We start from the raw sequence: 15,927 nt of genomic DNA, 5'->3' as shown, positions 1-15,927 counted from the left end.
CACCACGGAGTGGGAGTTCAGGTCCTGCGGCCTCGGCCGCGCCGTCGCCGCGCGGACGGTGCGCCCGAGGCCGCGCGGGCGATGTTTCGGGCCATGCCGCCGAAGACGAAGGCGTGGAAGGGGGAGACGCTCCACCAGTAGACGTGGCCCAGCAGACCATGCGGGTGGAACAGGGCGCGCTGACGGTAACGTGCCCGTCCGCCGGGACCCTGGTCGGCCCGCAGCTCCAGCCAGGCCAGGCCGGGCAGCCGCATCTCGGCGCGCAGCCGCAGCAGTTGCCCTGGCTCGATCTCCTCCACCCGCCAGAAGTCCAGCGAGTCACCCACCCGCAGCCGTTCGGCGTCCCGTCGGCCGCGGCGCAGGCCGACCCCGCCCACCAGCCTGTCGAGCCAGCCGCGCACCGCCCAGGCCAACGGGAAGGAGTACCAGCCGTTCTCACCGCCGATGCCTTCGATCACTCGCCACAGGGCGGCCGGAGAGCAGTCGACCGTCAGCTGCCGCTTGTCGGTGTACAGGCTGCCGCCCGCCCAGTTGGGGTCGGTGGGCAGGGGATCACTGGGCGCGCCGGGCAGCGTGGCGGACGACCAGCGAGTGGTGACCTGGGCGTCACGCACCCGCCGCAGGGCCAGCTCCAAGGCACGGTCGAAGGGCAGCGGGGTGCCCGGCGGATCGGGCACGTACTGGGCGATGTCGTGCTCGTCGCAGACGACCTCGTGGCGCAACGACTCGGCAAGTGGCCGGGCCAGAGCGCGCGGGACGGGGGTGATGAGGCCGATCCAGTGGCTGGACAGGCGCGGTGTGAGCATCGGCACGCGCACGATCAGCCGCCGCGGCAGTCCCGCGACTTCGGCGTACCGGCGCATCATCTTCTCGTACGTCATGACGTCCGGGCCGCCGATGTCGAAGGCGCGGTTCAGGTTCTCAGGGACCGAGGCGCTGCCCGTCAGATAGCGCAGGACGTCGCGGACACCGATGGGCTGGATGCGCGTGCCGACCCAGCTCGGGGTGACCATCACCGGCAGCCGCTCGGTCAGGTACCGCAGCATCTCGAAGGAGGCCGAACCCGACCCGATGACGACCGCAGCACGCAGCACCACGGAGGGCACGGACGAACGCAGAAAGATCTCCCCGACCTCTGCCCGCGACCGCAGATGCGGCGACAAGTCCTCCGGCCGCACACCGTTCGGCGTCAGACCGCCCAAATAGACGATCCGTCCCGTGCCTGCGGTCTCCGCGGCATCGGCGAACGTCTGCGCACAGGTGCGGTCCGTTTCCTCGAAATCGCGGCCCGTTCCGAGGCCGTGCACGAGGTAGTAGGCGACCTCCACGTCCTGGAGCGCCGCCGCTACCGAGGCGGCGTCCTTCACGTCGCCCCGGACCACTTCGACATCACCGACCCACGGATAGTCCCGGAGCTTTTCCGGCGCCCGCGCCAGACAGCGCACCCGGTGACCGGCCGCGAGCAGCTCCGGCACCAGCCGGCCCCCGATATAGCCGGTCGCCCCCGTCACCAGACAGGTGACCCCCGCTGTCGCACCAGATTCCATCAGTCGCTCCCGAATCGGCTTCCGGCCGCCCGCCGAGCGGTCCTTACCTTTGATCCTTCCTCCAGGAGTGCTGCACCGGATGCACCAAACCGCCCAGATTTCGCAGGGCCCGGGCACAGCCAGGTCCAGTCATTCGCCGGCCGCACGGCAAACCGGCCTCAAGTCCCGGTCGCTGAACGCCGACCTGCGAAACACGTCGACAGGGCGCGCGTGCTCGCGGGTGTGCTGCGGATAACGGCGTGGCATAGAGCCAATCCGGTGAATTCCCTTTCGAGTGCAACCGAATGTGCCGCTCCATGCGAAGAGCCAGTAACTGCACAAGAAGACCTCGGTTCAGAGAGGTGTCACGTCATGAAACTTCACGACGAGCTCCCTACGGATCACAAGCTCGCGCAGGTCTATCGCTGGGGTGCCGCGTTCTGTGGCCTGGTACTCCTGCTCTTCGGGTGCCTCGGATTCGCCGATCAGCTGAGCCCCTTCAACACCCACGGCAGCCACATCGCCGGGATGAGCACCAATGGTGTCCTGAGCCTGCTCTCCGTCATCTTCGGCCTCGTCCTCATCGCGGGTGCGATCGTGGGCGGCAATCTGGCCTCGACCGTCAACATGACCGTCGGAGCTCTGTTCCTGCTCAGTGGATTCGCCCACATCTTCATCCTCGACAAGCCCGCCAACTTCCTGGGCTTCGGCATGACGAATGTGGTGTTCAGCTTTCTGATGGGACTGGTCATCCTCACGTTCGGCATGTACGGGCGTGTCACGAGCCGGCTCCCGCACGACAACCCCTATTGGCGGCGTCGGCACCCACGCCAGGCAGCCCGAGAAGCCGCCCTACGCCGCGCCGCGCTCCGCACTCCCGCCTCCCTGCCGCAGAGCGGGGGCAGTGCTGGGCATGCAGGGTAGGGCCGGAACGTGATGGGGGGCGCGGAAGTCGCCGTGGTCGGTAGAGGTGCTGCGAGACCGTGCGTCGCGTCGGCAGCGCGCATTCCTGCACGCACCGGCAGCGTCCGCCGTATCCGCAGGAGCCGTCCGGCTCATGCACCTGGTGCTTCTTCGACGACGTCCGGCACGCCCGCGACATGCTGGAGGAGGCTTTGGAGAGGCTGCCGGAACCAGCTCGTCTCGAGCGCGGCCGAATCGTGAAGCCTGTGGATGCAGTGTTCTTGCGCCGCGCTCTGCCGGTCCCGTTCACACACCGGCGCCGGTGGCGGACAGAGTGCTGGTGGTGTCGCCGCCTGGCCGACAGGTCGGAGTGGGGGTGACGGAATCCGTGGCGCCCGTGCGAGGCAGGTACCTCCCAGCGGCCAGTGACGGGACGGCCCTTGGCGCTGCGACGGCGCGGATAGGGTGACCGGGTGGACAGCCGTGATGATCAGATCCGCGCGAGTACGGGAACAGGGGATCGGGAGCCCGGGCATGCCCCGCACCCGGATCTCCAGGCGCTTGCCGTTCAGTTGCGTCGTCTCAATGGAGAGATCAACCAACTGGTGCACGGGTTCGCGGCAGGTCAGCAGCTTCATCCGACCGACGTCCAAGCGCTCTCCGCGATCCTCGATTCCACAGAGCCCGTCACTCCGGGCGCGCTGCGCCGGCACCTGGGGATCACCTCCGGGGCCGTGACGGCGTGCGTCGACCGGCTCGAACGGGCGGGGCACATCGCGCGGGTACGCGAGAGTGCGGATCGGCGCGTTGTCCACCTGCGCTATCTGCCCGGCGCGCAGACGCGGGCCCGGTCGTACTTCAGCCCGCTCGCGGAGGCCGCGGAACGCGTGCGGAGCACCTTCACCGAGGACGACATGGCCGTGGTGCTGACCTTCCTCGACAGCCTCAACGCGGAACTGACCGACCGGCGGCAAAGGTAGCCCCGAGACCTTCTCGCCGACCTGCATCCAACCTGTGCGCGACGGCCGAAGGTGAGGACGTAACTACCTGCTCCGCCAACTAGCTCAATCATTGAGATACTTTTTCATTGAGTCTTTTTGGCCGCTGTCCTTGGGAGAAGCATGTTCCGCACCTCGCGAGGCGCCCGCTGGCTCGTGCCGCTGGCGCTGCTGATCATCTGGCTTGCCATCGGCGGCACACTCGGCCCCTACGCCGGACGGCTCGGCCAAGTCGCGACCAATGACCAAGCCGCATTCCTGCCGCGCAACGCCGAGTCGACCCAAGTGATCGGCGCACAGCGGGCGTTCCAGCAGAACGAGAGCCTGCCCGCCATCGTCGTATGGACCGCCCCCGGCAAGGGTCAGCTCGGTGCCGATCAGCAGGCCCAGGCCACCCGCGCGCTCGCATCGCTCCAAGGCGCGCCGGGCGTGGTGGGCCAGGCGACACCGGCTCTGCCCTCCAGCGACCGTCAGGCCCTCCAGGGCGTGGTGCAACTGCGCCCCGACCTCGGGGACGACCTCCAGGCCACCCTGGACGCGGTCAGGAACAAGGCAGCCGCAGTCACCGGAACAACAGTCGCCATCGCCGGACCGGCCGCCAGCCAGGCCGACCTCGTCGGCGCCTTCAAAGGCATCGACGGCATACTGCTCGTCGTCGCTCTGATCGCCGTCCTGGTGATCCTGCTGCTGGTCTACCGCAGCGTCCTGCTGCCCTTCGTCATCATCCTCGGCGCAGTGTTCGCCCTCGGTGCGGCCTGTGCGGTCGTCTACGCACTCGCCGACCACGGGTCCGTACGCGTCGACGGACAGGTGCAGGGCATTCTCTCGATCCTCGTGATCGGCGCCGCCACCGACTACGCCCTCCTCCTCACCGCCCGCTTCCGCGAAGAACTAGCCTCCGCCACCGACCGGTTCACCGCGATGCGCGCCGCTCTGCGGCGGTCCGCCGGCGCGATCACCGCCAGTGCGGCGACTGTCGTGCTGGGTCTGCTCGCCCTGCTGTTGAGCGATCTCACCAACAACCGCGCGCTCGGCCCGGTCGGTGCCATCGGCATCGTCTGCGCGGTACTGAGCACGCTCACCTTCCTGCCCGCTGTCCTGGTGCTCCTCGGCAACGCCGCTTACTGGCCGGCCCGCCCCCGCGCTGCCGAAGCAGGAGGCGGCGGGCACGGCGTCTGGCGCCGCATCGCCCGTCGAGTGGAAAGGACGCCGCGCAAGATCTGGGCCGTCGCCCTGCTGGGGCTGCTTGCCTGCGCCGCCTTCGCTCCCACGCTGAACTCCAAGGGCGTGCCCCTGGACGAGATCTTCGTCAACGACGCGCCGTCGGTCTCCGCCCAGGCCACCCTCGCCGACCACTTTCCCGGCGGCTCCGGCAACCCGGCCGTGGTGATCGCCCACGCCGGCAGCCAGGACCAGATCATCGCCCGGGCCAAGGCCACCGACGGCGTCGCAGACGCCCAAGTCCTGGGCGAGCAAGGCCGACCCGGCGGGCCCGCCCGCGTCGTGGACGGAAAGGTACGCGTGGACGTCACCCTGAGAGACCCGGCCGACAGCGACGCGGCCAAGGCGACCATCTCCCGTCTTCGTCCCGCGCTCCACTCCGTCGAAGGCGCCGACGCATTGGTGGGCGGCTACACCGCCCAGCAGTACGACACCCAGCGCACGGCCGAGCACGATCGCACGCTGATCATGCCTGTCGTGCTGGTCATCATCCTGATCATCCTTGTCGCTCTGCTGCGCTCGCTCCTCATGCCGCTGCTCCTGGTGGCGACGGTGGCCCTCAACTTCCTTGCCACGCTGGGCATTTCATCGCTCGTGTTCCGGTACGTCTTCGACTTCACCGGGACCGACGCCTCCGTCCCGCTGTACGGATTCGTCTTCCTAGTCGCGCTCGGCGTGGACTACAACATCTTCCTCATGTCCCGGGCCAGGGAGGAGTCGTTGAAGCATGGCGTACGGGAGGGCATCCTCAGGGCGCTGGTGGCTACCGGCGGCGTGATCACCTCTGCCGGTGTGGTGCTCGCCGCGACCTTCGCCGCGCTCGCGGTGATCCCGCTCGCCTTCCTCGTGCAGATCGCGTTCATCGTGGCGTTCGGGGTGCTGCTGGACACGCTGGTCGTGCGGTCCCTGCTCGTACCGGCCCTGGTGCACGACATCGGACCCAAGGCGTGGTGGCCGGGAACCCTGAGCCGACGCGAGCGCGGAGCGGAGAGGGCCAGTTCTGGGGAGGGGTGATGGCTGCCGGTGCCTGTGGCGCTAACGGTCTGACTCGGCTCCACCTCTCCGGCCCGAGTTGGCCTCAGCGGCTGAGTGCGGGGGAGCGTTCGGGGCTTGTTCCGGCTTCAGTTGGCCCCATCCACGGCCTGGGGCCGGGACGCCCGGCGTAGGTCTCCGTGAGGGGGCGAAGCGGGGCGGTGTCCTTTGATGGCCGAGTACGAGGACCGCGACCGACGCCGCTCCGAGCGGCGCATCCGCGCGGCAGACTTCCCGCGCCCGAAGTCGCTCAACTTGTCTGGGGTAGTGGTGAGGGAGCCTTGCAAAGCCGCTGTTCAGAAAGGTGCGGATGCGTCCGGGATGTGGCTGATGGGCACCCCCCCATCGCGCGGCTGAGGGTAAAGCGCTGTCCTGTTGGGCTGGGGCATCCATAGGATCAGGGCATGACTGCCGATGCCCCGCTCACCCGAGAGTCGTTCCGGCGCCTCCATCCTATTAACGCGCCCAGGCCGGTGGCTCAGTTGCCCGATCGTGTCTGGACTGGCGAGGATTGGGACCGGATCCGGCGCGGGTACCGAGCCCGGGACATGGACGAGAAGTGGAACGTCTTCGCTGAAGACAATGTCGTTTTCATGCATCGGAGTTGGACTGGTCACGGCATCTATGAGGCGTCTTTTGCTCCTGTTCCTGGTGGTGGGAAGAGGATCTTCTCCGCCGTGGTGGAGGCCGATGGGGGGCGCTATCGCAGCATGGGCGACGAGTACGACCGTCTGATGATGGAGCTGATCATCAGCGCGATCGTCCTTGGTGAGCCAGCCGCCGACCTCCGGGCCGGTTTCGCGGAGCTGACTGCTCGGGCTTCGGGAAGGAGCGAGCTTCCCTCGGGCGTGATGGAGCACAGTGCTCTGGGTTTGCGCTCTGGATCGTGAGCCCTGACGTCAGGCGAGTGCTGTCACGGTCTCGGGTGGTGTGACGGGACCACGTGTTGCAAGCGCAGGATCTCGCCGTGTGCCGGGCCAGTCGCTGTTCGAGCTATTGGACGCGCTAGCGGTGGGTGGTGCGCTCGCGGCGGAGGGCTTCGGTAAGGGAATGAATCACTGTGCCGTCGCCAGCTGCGGGTGCCTGCGGCGGAGACTGGTTCTCGGTCTGTTACTGACCGCGCAAGGTTTCGATGCGTTTGCTCAGTTCGGTCTGGACATCGAGGCAGTCCAGGCTGATGCCCGCTGCGCGGGCGACGACCCGGAAGTCGCACTCCTCGTCCTCCTCTACACGTACGAGCCGCTGACGGCCGAGGACATGAAGCCAGCCGTCGACGCATTTCGGGCCTTGAGGCGGCGGACATGGGCGTAGAACATCCGGACCAGCTGCTGCGCCGGGCACCAAAGGAGCGATCCGGTCACGGCATCAGGGCCAAACCCGTGGCCTCGTGACCGGCGAGGGCGTGGGCCAGGCCGTTTTGTTGCTGCTCCTGACGTCTGTGGCCGCCGCGGAGGGCGGCGGCCACAGACGTTCAGCCGACTCGGCTTTCGGGGCCGTGGCGGCGGCCTCCTGGAGGCGTGGTTCCCGCGTGGGGAGACCGGCGCCACGGTCGTATCGCGCATGTACCCGGGTTTCCTCGTGTGATGAGCCCCGGGTGCGAAAAAAGGGCCGTCGGACATGGCTGTGGGCTCCCCGCCGGTGTTGGCGAGGAGCCCACAAATGCTGGAGCCTGGCGGGTTACCAGCGGTACCAGCGGCCGCTTCCTCCCTTGGGGCGGGCGACGAAGCCGACCAGCCAGACGACGAGCACGATGATGGCGATCCACCACAGTGCCTTGAGGGCGAAGCCCGCACCGAAGAGGATCAGGGCCAGTAGAAGAACGAGAAGCAGGGGAACCATAGTTATCAACCTCCGAGCCACCGAATGCCCTGGGGTGGCAGGTCTACACCACGTCGATGCCTCTGTTTATAAGATTCTTAACCGGGAATCCGCTGTCGGCACTTCGATCGAGTGTTCTCTGCCCCGGTGTCTCGAAGGTGAGGGGCCATTGCCTGTTTCGCGGCGGCGTGTGGGGACACTCGCTCGGTGAGCGGAATCCCCCTTTCGTGTGGCAAGAGGAGTTGAGTGCCGTGGCTGGCGACGAGAAGGCAAAGTCCAAGGTCGAGCAGGCCAAGGGCAAGGTCAAGGAGAAGGCTGGCGGCGCGGTCGGCAACGAGCGCATGGAAGCCGAAGGCCGCGCCGAGCAGGCCAAGGGTGATGCCCGGGGCGCCAAGGAGAAGATCAAGGACGTCCTCAAGGACTGACCGGCGAATCTCTGCCTGACCCGGCGGCGGGGCAACAACCCAGAGTTGTTGCCCCGCCGCCGGGCACGTGCTGTGCGAACGATTTTCGTCGGCGCGGCTTTCGAGGACGAATCCATACCGAGTCCTTCTGTGTGTGGTGCTTGGCCGGAGCCGGAGCCGGAGCCGGAGCCGGAGCCGGAGCCAGGGCGTGGCGTATTCGGGTGCGAGGGGCCTAGCCGAATACACAGGGAGCCGTGCGTAAGGCGGGCCGCCTCACGCGAGCCCGCCTTGCGACATGCTGCTGATTCCCGATGCTCTGGTTCAGGCGGTGCCGGAGAGCATGCCGGTACGGAGCTTCGCGACAATTCGGTTGAGCGGGCGGGAGACCTGCCTGTGGGAGGCGCCGCCCCTGATCCCCATCCCGATGATCTGGGCAAGGGTGAGCTCCTGGTGCGAACCGCAAGCTGGCGCTGAGGCGTTCGCGCTCGTCGAGCTGTGTCATGAGAGGCGCGCGCCTGCACCACGGCCGAGGCGCCGGAGACTGCTCGGGGCGCGGAGATCGTCGATCCTTGCCGACCGTGCCGGGGTCTCCCTCGCCGATGGAATCGGGGAATGCCGAGCCTTGACGCTGACCGCTGACCCGATTCCGTTACGTAGTCCTGTACATAGGAGGACCCGTCGGGAGAGTCGGCGGTACGGCCGGTGGATGCCATCAGCCCCTCGATGACCTGGAGGGCTCCGCGCTTGGTGCGCAGTTGCTATGCGTGAAAAAGCACCTTGAGCGCCTTTGAGCGCACTGCATCGGGCAGCTGAGCAGCAGCATCGACATCTCGCGGTGCCGGACGACGCCACCTCAAATGCCAGGGTGAAAAGGTGCAGGGTGACGGCAGGAGGAATTGGTCGGAGCGAAGCGGGCACGCGTAAGAAATCGCCACACCGTACGCACCGATCACGTGCCGTGCACGTCGGGAGGCCATTCCATGACCGATCTCGTCTCCGACCCGGAGCCCAAGCCCCACGCTGCCGCGGTGAAAGCCGCCCTCGACGGTCCAACCGACGATATGGCGCCGGCGGCCGGGGCGCGAGCAGTGGTGCGCGGGCTGCTTGCGCGCTGCGCCGGCGACACCGCGCGAGTGCAGGGAGACGCCGAGCTGGCGGTGACGGAACTCGTGGCCAACGCGATCGTCCACGGCGACGGGCTGACTGCGTTCAGCGCCGACGTTGATCACGGCGCAGCCCGCCTGAGGCTCCAGGTCGAGGACGCCAGCCGTGAAGAACCCCGCATGATCGTCGCGGCTGAGCCCGGCATGCCCGGAGGTCGCGGCTGGGCCATCGTGAAGCGCCTCGCCACCACCGTAACGGTCGCACTGCTGCCCCACGGCAAGCGCATCACCGCCACCTTTGCCCTGTGATCAGTTCGGGCGTTGCCGCCTTTTCCTTGTGCCCAGTTGGGGCGCCGCCGCCCGTGACCATACGGCACGCAGCTGCGGTGACCTGCTGCAGGGGGAGATCGTGTGTCAGCCAAATGCTGCCTGACGGCGTTCCTTTGGACGACACCTCGGGTCGCGCCGTGTTGCAAGAGCCAGAGGCCCGGTCGGTGCGTTCAGGGAACGTGTGTGCGAGGGTGCTCGGATGACTTCTGATGAGAGAGGTACTGTCACCTGGCAGCCGGAACAGGACACGGCCGTCGTATCCTTCTGCGGCGACATTGACTTCGAGCTGTCCGAGCATGCCACCCAAGTCGTGAACGAGGCCGCAGCCACCGGCATGCCGGTCATCGCTGACATGTCGCAGATACGGTTCGCCGACTCGGCCCTGCTGAACCTCCTTCTGCGGACCCGCCAGAGACACCGGCTACTGATCGTGGGTCCCGTCGCGGACGCCGTGATGCGCGTCTTCGACGTGACCGGCACCGCCGGGCTCTTCACCTTCCATCCCACGCGTGCAGCCGCCCAGCAGGCATCCCGTTGATGCCACGGGCCTGCTCGCGGGCATGTGGAGTGGGTGCGGCACCGGAGGAACGAGCTTCTAGGAGAACGGCTCGCATACGGAGGTGACTTCCCAGGCGGGCGATGAGCTCGTCGCTCACTGCAAGGCTGAAGCCGCCAGGCATGGTAAGGGAAGGTGCCTGTTCCGGCGGCGTCCCTACGACTGCGGTGACGCGCCTGCCAGAGCCGGCTGTGATCTTCATCGGGCAAACGACGTCGGCGGTGGCTGCCTGCCCGCCCGGAGCATGAACGGGATTCAGGCTTCTCGATGGTCGGCTTTCCGTCGGCCATCCACGTCGAGCAGGCGGATCACCGTGCGGGCCCATTCCAGCTGATGGGCCTGGGGAGTTTCTCCACGATGCGGACTTGCGCGAGGCGGGAGACCGGGGCTACCCCTGTGGCGGGGTCGTCCGCCCAGGTGTCACCCCCACCGTGTTCGCGCAAAAGGCAAGAGGAAGGGCAACTCCCGCGTGCCTGAGGGCGAGCTTGCGGAAGCCGTGTCGCGGCTGTCAGCGAGGTGCGAGGGCGCCGCGTGAGGGGTGGCGCGGCATTCTCGTCGTGTACCGGTGCCGGGTTCAGGCTGCTGGTTGGGCGCTGGCTCTGCGGGGTTCTTCACCGCTGGAGCTGGTGAGTTGGCCGGCTAGTTCGGTGAGACCCCGTGCCAGTGCGCGCTGTTGGCCTGCGGGCATGTTGTGGATGGCTTCATGGAGCATGGCTTCGCGCTGCTCGCGGATGCGGTGGAGGTGCTTTTTGCCGGCGGGGCTGAGGCGGAGGGTGATTTCGCGTCCGCTGTCCGGGCAGGGGAGACGTTCGAGGAAGCCGACGGCCTGGAGGCGGTCGCACATGCGGCTGATGTTCGGGGCTGAGGAGGCGAGCAGGCGGCAGACGGTCCGCATGCGTATGCCGTCCTGCCGGTCGATGGTGTACATCAGACGCAGTTGGGAGGCGGAGACGGGCGTGGTGTCCTGTGCGGTGGTGGCCTTGGCGCGTTCCCACAGGACGTCGAGAAGTTCGGTGATGGTGCTGGCGGCCTCGGTGGCGTGGGTACAGAGGCCGCTGGGCGCGGCATCCGGTGCGGTCATGACTTTCCCCGGTCGGTGCTTGCTCTGCCCGGTGGTTGGCCGGGCAGTGGCTCAGGTGGTGCTGTCCGGTCCGGTGGGGCGGGCCGCTTGCGCTGTCCCCGCGGTCGGCGGGGCTTGTTCGGTGTGCTGCTGTGAGGTCGCGGCGCCGGTGGGGGGCGCTGCCGTGAGGTATTCGAGCGTACCGGTGATGTCGAGCAGCCGGTTCAGGTTCGGTGGGCGGTCGTCCAGGTGCAGGCGCGTCCCGGCCGCGGCGGTGCGGCGGTGGATCATCAACAGGACGGACAGACCCATGGAGTCGATGATGCCGATCTCCGCGAAGTGCAGGTGCAGGTCCTTCAGGCCGGGCCGGGCGTCCAGTTGGGAGGTGACCTCGTCGAGGAGGAGGTCCACGGTCTGGTAGTCGAGATCTCCGGTGATCTCTATGCGGACCGTGTCCTGGGTGTCGATGGTGACCAGGTGGAGGCCGGGAGGCAGCGTCGTCATGCGGATGTTCCGTTGGCGGGGGAGTGGTCGGTGGTCAGGGCTTCGACGCCCCGCTGGAGCGTGCGAACTGCCCGGGGAAAGTCCCTGAGTTCACGGGCGAACAGGTTCAGGGCCGGCGGCAGGGAGCGTGCGGGCACCCCCCGGGCCTCCAGGATGTCGGCGGTCCAGGTGATGAACCACGTGAACAGACCCTCGTCGTCGAGGTAGAGGGACGTGGCGAGGAACTCTGCGATGTGCGCGAGGTCTTCCGCTGTGCGCTCGCGCTGCATGTCGTCGTAGGCGCGCATCGCGGGGAACGCGTCCTCCAGGGCGCCGAAAACCGCCCTCACCAAAGAGGCGCTGGTGCGGGCGACCATCGTGTATTCCTGATCGGCCAGGTGCGGGAGATCGTCGATCGGCTGGTGGTCCGTCTCAGGCCGTGGCAGCGGTCCTTCGGCGAGGCGGTCGGCAGCCTTCCGCGCATCGGGCGCCCACACCTGGGCGCCGAGCAGTTTCGCGTACTGGCCCTCGGGGCCGAAGGCGGCGCCGCCGACCAGGACGGGCACCCCGACTGCCTGGCACGCTGTGATCGCGGCGTGGGCGGTGGGGAGCCGGGTCGCGATCGAGCTGGACAGGGCGACCGCGTCGGCCTGCGTGGTGTGCAGGTGGGAGATGAGGTGCGGGGCGGGAACCTGTGCTCCGAGGTAGTCGACCTGCCAGCCGCGCAACTTGAGGACCTCGGCGACCAGCCGGGCGGGCAGGGCGTGCCATTCGCCGTCCACGCACGCCACCGTGATCCGCCCCCTGCTCGGGGTGGTGCGCGCCGCGGGGTGCAGGGCGAGGGCTGCGACGGCGCGTTCGTTGATGGAGGTCGCGGCGTGCTCCTGCGCGACGGTGATGCGGTTGGCCGCCCACTCCTCACCCACTCTGCCCTGGACCGCGCCGATCACGTCCAGGAGCACGGACTCCGGGGCGACGCCATCGTCCAGGGCGCCCAGCACGATGTCGGTGGCGGTGACCTCGTCGCCCTCTGCCACGGCGTTCCAGACCTGGCCGACCAGGTCGGCCAGGTGCCCGCTGCCGGTGTGGCGGGGCGGTGTGCTGGTGCTCATGCGGTGTACCTGCCCCGCGTGTGGCCGTCCACCGCACTCAGGTGGTGGGTGCGCGGTGCGGAGATCGCGACGACTGCCATGTCGTCGTGACGGCGGCCGCCGAGCCACTGCGAGGCCAGCATTTGGACGTGTTCCACGATGGCTTCGGCGGGCATTCCGGCGCATCCGGCCAAGGCGCGCTTGAGGCGTTCCTCACCGAACTGGCTGTCGCCCAGCGGGCCGCCCTTGGCCTCGGTGATTCCGTCGGTGAACAGGACGCACGACTCGCCGGGGGCGAGCGTGACGGTAGCGGTACGCGCGTGGACGTCCGGCAGGACCCCGACGAGGTTGCCGCGCGTATCGGCCACATCCACCGTGCCGTCCGCCCGGACGATCAGCGGCAGCGGATGACCGGCGCTGGTCAGCCGCACCTGCACCTCACTTCCCTGACGCACGGCGGACGCCAACACCAGCGTGGCGAACCGGGTGTGGTGCGAGGTGAGCAGCGCGGTGTTCAGCAGGCTCAGCATCCGCTGGTGGTCATCCGCCAGGGGCAGCAGCGCATGCAGAGTGTTACGGATCTTGCCCGTCAGGACAGCGGCCTCCAGGCCCTTCCCGCACACGTCGCCCAGTGTCACCAGCGAGGGCTCGCCCTCCACCGCGGCGGGATGCACGTCGTAGAAGTCCCCGCCGACCCGCTCGTGATCGGCCGAAGGGCGGTAGCTGCCGGCGAAGTCCACCCCGGAGATCTGATGCAGAGCCGGCGGCAGGAGCTCCCGCATCAGCACCTCGGTGATCTCCGTCTGCTCCGCATACAGGCGGGCAGCCGACATCGCCGCCCCCGACCGCGCGGCGAACAGCCGGGCGAAGACCTCTTCCTCCTCGGTGAACGCGGCACTTCCCTCCTTGCGGAGCAGCACCAGCGCACCCGCCGCGACACCGTGACCGGGCAGCGGAGTGATCACTATGGCCCCGACCGGACCGAACCCTTCCGGGATCATCCACGCCGGCGCCGAGGCCGGGTCGAGCCACCGCGACGGAACCGGCGGAAACCCGCGCAGAGCTTCACCGAGACCGGGCACGTCATCGGGGTCGACCGACTCCTGCGACGTGACGGGCGTACCGCCGCGCAGGCAGGTCACCACCGGCAGCCGCCGGCCCCGGGCCGGCGCGATGGCCAGGGCCGCATCGGCCAGGTTCTCGGCCGCCATCTGCGCGGTCACGTCCATGCAACGCCCCAGGTTGAGGGAGGACAGCAGGATGCTGGACGCCTTCGCGAGGAACGAGGTCCGCTCCCGCTCCATGCGCAGGGCTTCACGGACCAGCTGGTGGTCGGTGTCATCCACCAGCCACCATGCGACCGTGCCGTCATCGGCCACGCTGGGATGCGCCTCGTAACGACGCTCGGCGATCAGTCCGGCCAGCGGCACGTCCGACTCCCGCGTGGCCCGCGGGGCAGGCAACCGCATCGACCGGTGGGCCGTCGCCAGCCACGCCGGAACTACGTCGGCCAGACGCGCGCCGGGCCTGGCCGCGGGCAGAAGCGCCTGAGCGGCGTCGTTGCGCTGTACGACCAAGCCGCCCGCGTCAGCGACCAGGACCGGGTAGGGGGCGCGGCTCCACGGGAAGCCGGGCACCGTGTCTGCTGCGGTCTGCGCTTGGATGGAGACCAAATATCGAGGATTCGCTGGGCGAACCCCTCACCTCATCAACTCAAAGGGATCGTTTCCTCCGAGCAACAATCCCGCACCCGGCACCCTTCTGGCAACCCGCTCCTTGTCTCCGAGTTCGTCGACGCGGTTCGGCTTCTGCCTGCCGGTGAACGTCACTGTCGGCAGGTCTGGCCTTCCGTAGACGTACCCCGTCCGGGTGATGGACCACAGCCGAATCGGGGTGGATATGCCGTCACCAGCTGGGGAAAGCCTTGGGGCAGGGCCCAGGAGTCAACGTCTTTGTTTGCGCCGCCGGCCAGAACCTTGGTGGTGATGTTGATCAGGCGATTGCGGGACCAGAGGGTCGGTGAGTACTGGCTCTTGAAATCCGGGGCGCCGCCTTCGCAGTACAGGTCGAACGGAACAGCGAGCCAGTTCGTTGCTTGTTTCGCGTCGAAGGATCGCAGGCGGTCAGGCACCGTTCGGTGACGTCGAACTCGACCTGGCCCATGGCCCGAGCTGATGCGTTCTCAGCAGGGGATTCGCAGGGGGGCGTTGGCGTAGTGGGGCGTGACCGGTAGTGGTCGGTGCGGCGGCAATGTTGGTTCAGCCGGCTTGGCACGTCAGGCCGATGGCGAGGTTGCGCAGGGGGCCATGACGCGGGGTGCGTTGCCGGTGCGTTTTGCGCCGCGCCTGCCGCCTGGTGCCGGCGTTCGATCACCCGCCCGAAGGCGTCGTGGAGCTGGGAGGCGCGGTCTCCGTGGCTGCCTGGGTGAAGGCGCGGGTCAGGGGGTTGTTGTCCCCGGTGCGCCAGGCCAGGGCCCAGTCGACCCGGGGTGCGTCGCGGACGGGTATGAAGGCGAGGCCGGGCCAGGGGAAGGCCCTGGGGACGTCCGAGGTGACGCCTGCGCCGGACTGGCCGGAGGCGACGACGGTCATGACCTCCTGCATCGTGGTGACCTGCGGGCCGTCCGGTACGCGGCGTCCGGATGGGGTGCGGTAGGGGGCGATGGCTGCCGAGGTGTAGGCGGGGACGGTGGTGCCGCGTACCAGGGGACGTCCGCGAGGTCCTCCAGGCAGATCGACTCCCGCCGGGCGAAGGGGTGGGAGGTGGCCGTCATCAGCAGCAGGTCGGTGCGGTGCAGGACCGGTCCGAGGCTCAGGTCGGGTTCGTCGATGGGGAGCCAGAGCAGGGCCAGGTCCACGTCGCCGTCGCGCAGCGGGTCCAGTGCGGAGGCGGGTTGCACTTCGCGGAAGCCCAAGACGACCTCGGGGTGTCGGGCGCGGAACAGATCCAGCGCGGCTGCGAGCGTCTGCAGCATCGGCCCCACGATGCCCAGGGTCAGGGTGCCGGTGGAGCCGCATGCCATGTGCTGCGCGGTGCGGACGGCGTCCGCGATGTGGCGGTGCCCGACCGCCAGGTCCTGCCGGAACCGTTCACCGAGCCGGGTCAGCCGCACGGTGCGGGTGGTCCGGTCGAACAGCGGTGCGCCGATGAGGCGTTCGGTGCGCCGTATCGACTGGCTGACCCGGCCGGCGGTGACGTGCAGCCGCTCCGCGGTCCGCCCGAAGTGCAGTTCCTCGGCCAGCGCCAGGAAGATCTCGATGTCGCGCATCTCCACAGGACGGCCCCCGTCGCGGTCCTCGATTACCTGAGTTCCGCTCAACAATACGTCGCCGAAACGGTCGTTGATCGACCTGTCCACCGCAGCAGAGACTGACGGCACCGAGGATCGCCGATGGCTGGGGG

General features: G+C 68.5%; 16 protein-coding genes. 8 read left to right on the top strand and 8 right to left on the bottom strand.

Annotated features, from left to right (window positions below):
• Positions 1–17: 17 nt before the first annotated feature.
• Positions 18–1,547, bottom strand: coding sequence for an SDR family oxidoreductase (locus tag IE267_RS07765; protein ID WP_189762565.1), 1,530 nt, complete (start codon positions 1,545–1,547; stop codon positions 18–20).
• Between the two features lie 351 nt (positions 1,548–1,898).
• Between IE267_RS07765 and IE267_RS07760 the strand changes: the two genes are divergently transcribed.
• The 5 genes from IE267_RS07760 to IE267_RS07740 all read left to right on the top strand — a co-directional run bounded on the left by IE267_RS07760 (position 1,899) and on the right by IE267_RS07740 (position 6,991).
• Positions 1,899–2,450, top strand: coding sequence for a DUF4383 domain-containing protein (locus IE267_RS07760; protein ID WP_189762564.1), 552 nt, complete (start codon positions 1,899–1,901; stop codon positions 2,448–2,450).
• Between the two features lie 452 nt (positions 2,451–2,902).
• On the top strand, positions 2,903–3,409 hold the full coding sequence (locus IE267_RS07755; RefSeq protein ID WP_373304492.1) for a MarR family winged helix-turn-helix transcriptional regulator: 507 nt from the start codon (positions 2,903–2,905) through the stop codon (positions 3,407–3,409).
• A gap of 141 nt (positions 3,410–3,550) precedes the next feature.
• Positions 3,551–5,662 carry an MMPL family transporter gene (locus tag IE267_RS07750; protein ID WP_189762563.1) on the top strand — a complete coding sequence of 704 codons (2,112 nt, stop codon included), beginning with the start codon at positions 3,551–3,553 and terminating at the stop codon, positions 5,660–5,662.
• Positions 5,663–6,084: 422 nt separating this feature from the next.
• Positions 6,085–6,570, top strand: a complete 486-nt coding sequence (locus IE267_RS07745; RefSeq protein WP_189762562.1) for a hypothetical protein — start codon at positions 6,085–6,087, stop codon at positions 6,568–6,570.
• Positions 6,571–6,649: 79 nt separating this feature from the next.
• Positions 6,650–6,991: a hypothetical protein gene (locus tag IE267_RS07740; RefSeq protein WP_189762561.1), complete on the top strand. Its 342-nt coding sequence runs from the start codon at positions 6,650–6,652 to the stop codon at positions 6,989–6,991.
• Between the two features lie 366 nt (positions 6,992–7,357).
• Here IE267_RS07740 and IE267_RS07735 read toward each other — a convergent pair whose 3' ends face one another.
• The gene (locus tag IE267_RS07735) at positions 7,358–7,519 is read right to left on the bottom strand and encodes a hydrophobic protein (RefSeq protein WP_100575597.1); all 162 of its coding nucleotides are present in this window, start codon (positions 7,517–7,519) and stop codon (positions 7,358–7,360) included.
• Between the two features lie 230 nt (positions 7,520–7,749).
• Here IE267_RS07735 and IE267_RS07730 point away from each other — a divergent pair, with 230 nt between their 5' ends.
• The 3 genes from IE267_RS07730 (at position 7,750) to IE267_RS07720 (ending at position 9,873) form a co-directional block, all read left to right on the top strand.
• Entirely contained in the window at positions 7,750–7,923 is a 174-nt protein-coding gene (locus IE267_RS07730) for a CsbD family protein (protein WP_167161420.1), read from the top strand.
• Between the two features lie 959 nt (positions 7,924–8,882).
• Positions 8,883–9,314, top strand: a complete 432-nt coding sequence (locus IE267_RS07725; RefSeq protein WP_229860824.1) for an ATP-binding protein — start codon at positions 8,883–8,885, stop codon at positions 9,312–9,314.
• A gap of 220 nt (positions 9,315–9,534) precedes the next feature.
• The gene (locus IE267_RS07720) at positions 9,535–9,873 is read left to right on the top strand and encodes an STAS domain-containing protein (protein ID WP_167161422.1); all 339 of its coding nucleotides are present in this window, start codon (positions 9,535–9,537) and stop codon (positions 9,871–9,873) included.
• Between the two features lie 592 nt (positions 9,874–10,465).
• Here IE267_RS07720 and IE267_RS07715 read toward each other — a convergent pair.
• The 6 genes from IE267_RS07715 to IE267_RS07695 all read right to left on the bottom strand — a co-directional run bounded on the left by IE267_RS07715 (position 10,466) and on the right by IE267_RS07695 (position 15,883).
• Positions 10,466–10,972: a MarR family winged helix-turn-helix transcriptional regulator gene (locus IE267_RS07715; RefSeq protein WP_189762560.1), complete on the bottom strand. Its 507-nt coding sequence runs from the start codon at positions 10,970–10,972 to the stop codon at positions 10,466–10,468.
• Between the two features lie 51 nt (positions 10,973–11,023).
• A complete protein-coding gene (locus IE267_RS07710; protein WP_189762559.1) occupies positions 11,024–11,455 on the bottom strand; it encodes an STAS domain-containing protein in 432 nt (143 codons plus the stop codon).
• A complete protein-coding gene (locus tag IE267_RS07705) occupies positions 11,452–12,546 on the bottom strand; it encodes a cobalamin B12-binding domain-containing protein (RefSeq protein WP_189762558.1) in 1,095 nt (364 codons plus the stop codon). Before IE267_RS07705 ends, IE267_RS07710 begins: the two co-directional genes overlap by 4 nt.
• Positions 12,543–14,162, bottom strand: a complete 1,620-nt coding sequence (locus IE267_RS07700) for a PP2C family protein-serine/threonine phosphatase (protein WP_373304522.1) — start codon at positions 14,160–14,162, stop codon at positions 12,543–12,545. Before IE267_RS07700 ends, IE267_RS07705 begins: the two co-directional genes overlap by 4 nt.
• A 732-nt stretch (positions 14,163–14,894) precedes the next feature.
• Positions 14,895–15,116, bottom strand: coding sequence for a type 2 periplasmic-binding domain-containing protein (locus IE267_RS39455; RefSeq protein WP_229860822.1), 222 nt, complete (start codon positions 15,114–15,116; stop codon positions 14,895–14,897).
• The gene (locus IE267_RS07695; RefSeq protein WP_229860820.1) at positions 15,113–15,883 is read right to left on the bottom strand and encodes a LysR family transcriptional regulator; all 771 of its coding nucleotides are present in this window, start codon (positions 15,881–15,883) and stop codon (positions 15,113–15,115) included. The genes IE267_RS39455 and IE267_RS07695 overlap by 4 nt, the downstream gene beginning before the upstream one ends.
• Positions 15,884–15,927: the final 44 nt, after the last annotated feature.

Source organism: Streptomyces xanthochromogenes (genome assembly GCF_014650455.1).
Lineage (GTDB): Bacteria > Actinomycetota > Actinomycetes > Streptomycetales > Streptomycetaceae > Streptomyces > Streptomyces xanthochromogenes.
Note: the sequence above shows the minus strand (reverse complement) of the source record. Positions and strands in the feature narration are given on the sequence as shown.